This is a genomic window from Kineococcus indalonis (assembly GCF_009906395.1).
Classification (GTDB): Bacteria; Actinomycetota; Actinomycetes; order Actinomycetales; family Kineococcaceae; genus Kineococcus; species Kineococcus indalonis.
Window position 1 is genome coordinate 1 of sequence record NZ_JAAALM010000650.1, and the last position, 1,956, is coordinate 1,956.

At 79.0% G+C, this 1,956-nt stretch carries 3 protein-coding genes; all 3 read right to left on the minus strand.

Annotated elements, in window-relative coordinates; genetic code table 11:
• Positions 1 to 725 (minus strand): 4-(cytidine 5'-diphospho)-2-C-methyl-D-erythritol kinase (locus GTR00_RS19915; RefSeq protein ID WP_166613282.1); only part of this gene is annotated, 725 nt, incomplete at its 3' end.
• Between the two features lie 11 nt (positions 726 to 736).
• Positions 737 to 1,588 (minus strand): 16S rRNA (adenine(1518)-N(6)/adenine(1519)-N(6))-dimethyltransferase RsmA, encoded by an 852-nt coding sequence (gene rsmA, locus GTR00_RS19920; protein WP_166613283.1) that lies wholly within the window; start codon positions 1,586 to 1,588, stop codon positions 737 to 739.
• A gap of 64 nt (positions 1,589 to 1,652) precedes the next feature.
• A partial coding sequence (locus GTR00_RS19925; RefSeq protein WP_205706257.1) for a transglycosylase family protein occupies positions 1,653 to 1,956 on the minus strand: 304 nt, incomplete at its 5' end.

A 1,956-nucleotide genomic window follows, 5' to 3' on the forward strand; every position in this document is an offset into this window, starting at 1 on the left:
GCCTCCTGCAGGTCGTTGGACAGGGCCGCGCCCAGGGCGGCGGGGTCGCCGGCGCGCAGCGCGGCCTCCACGGCCCGCAGCCGCTCGCCGGCCTCGGGCGCGGCGGCCGGGCCGGCGCCGGAGGCCTCGCGCAGCCGGTCGCACTCGGCGAAGACGGCCGGGGTGGACAGCCCCGCGCCGGGCAGCACGAGCACCCAGTGGAAGGCGGCGGTGGTCAGGACGGGCACGAGGCGGTCGCCGCGGCCGGTGCCCACGGCGGTGCGCCCGTGCAGGCAGAAGGGCACGTCGGCGCCGAGCTCGGCGGCCAGCTCCGTCAGGGCCGCCAGGCCCAGGCGCGTGCCCCACAGGGCGTCGCAGGCCACCAGGGCGGCGGCGGCGTCGGCGGAGCCGCCGGCCATGCCGCCGGCCACGGGCACGCCCTTGCGCACGCTCAGGTGCGCGCCGGCGCGCACGCCGGTGCGCTCGGCGAGCAGCAGGGCGGCGCGCAGCGCCAGGTTGCGCTCGTCCAGGGGCACCCCGGCGACGTCGACGCCGGGCTCGCCGACGACCTCCACGGAGAAGCCGGCCGCGGGGGCGGCGGTGACGTCCTCGCTGAGGTCCAGGGCCTGGAAGACGGTGAGCAGGTCGTGGTAGCCGTCGTCGCGGCGGGGCCCGACCTCCAGCAGGAGGTTGACCTTGGCCGGGGCGCGGGCGGTGACGGCCGCCTGCGCGGAACTGCGGGACACGGGGTCAGACCCTACGGCGTGGCGCCGGGCGGGCGGTGCGCGGCGATGCGGGCGAAGGCGGCCACGTCGAGCTGCTCGCCGCGCGCGCCGGGGTCCACCCCGGCGGCGCGCAGGGCCCGCTCGGCGGCGGCGGGCGAGCCGGCCCAGCCGGCCAGGGCGGCGCGCAGGGTCTTGCGGCGCTGGGCGAAGGCGGCGTCGACGACGGCGAAGACCTCCTCGCGCGCGGCCGCGCCCCCCGGTGGCTCGCGGCGGGTGAAGGCGACCAGCCCGGAGTCCACGCGCGGCACGGGCCAGAACACCGGCGGGGGCACCGCCCCGGCCCGGCGGGCGTGGGCGTACCAGGCGGTCTTGACGCTGGGCACGCCGTAGGTGCGGCTGCCCGGGCCGGCCACGAGGCGGTCGGCGACCTCGGACTGCACCATGACCAGCCCGTGGCGCAGGCTGGGGAAGCGGGCGAGCATGGTCAGCAGCACCGGCACGGCCACGTTGTAGGGCAGGTTCGCCACGAGCGCGGTGGGCGGCGGGCCGGGCAGCTCGGTGACGGCCACGGCGTCGGCGAGCACCACCTCCAGCTCGGTGCCGGGGCGGGCGCGGGCGGCGACGGTGGCGGGCAGCTCGGCGGCCAGGACGGGGTCGATCTCGACGGCGACGACCCGGTCGACGACCTCCAGCAGCGCCAGGGTCAGCGAGCCCAGGCCGGGGCCGACCTCGACGACGACGTCGTCGGGCGTCAACTCGGCGACCCGCACGATGCGCCGCACGGTGTTGGCGTCGACGACGAAGTTCTGCCCGAGGGTCTTGGTGGGCCGCACGCCGAGGCGCCCGGCGAGCTCGCGGACGTCACCGGCGGTCAGCAGGGGCACGGGGCCCCCGCAGCACGGGTCGTCGCGGAGCTCGCCGGGCGCGGGGCCGGGCGGGTGGTCGTGGTCAGAGGCGCTTGCCGCACACGGGCCATTGTCCGGCACCGGCGCGCTGGTAGAGCAGCTTGGCCCGGTAGGTCTGCTCGGAGGCCGAGGCCTGGCTGGGCAGGCCGCTGCCGCCGACGGCGCGCCAGGTGGAGACGCTGAACTGGTACAGGCCGTGGTACTTGCCGCTGCTGGAGACGATCCCCGGGTCGCCGCCGGACTCGCAGGCGGCCAGCGCGCCCCAGTTCAGGGAGTCGGCGCCGCCGCCGACGGAGCCGCCGCCGGAGGAGGAGGCCGGCGAGGACGCCGCGGAGGACGCCCGGGGG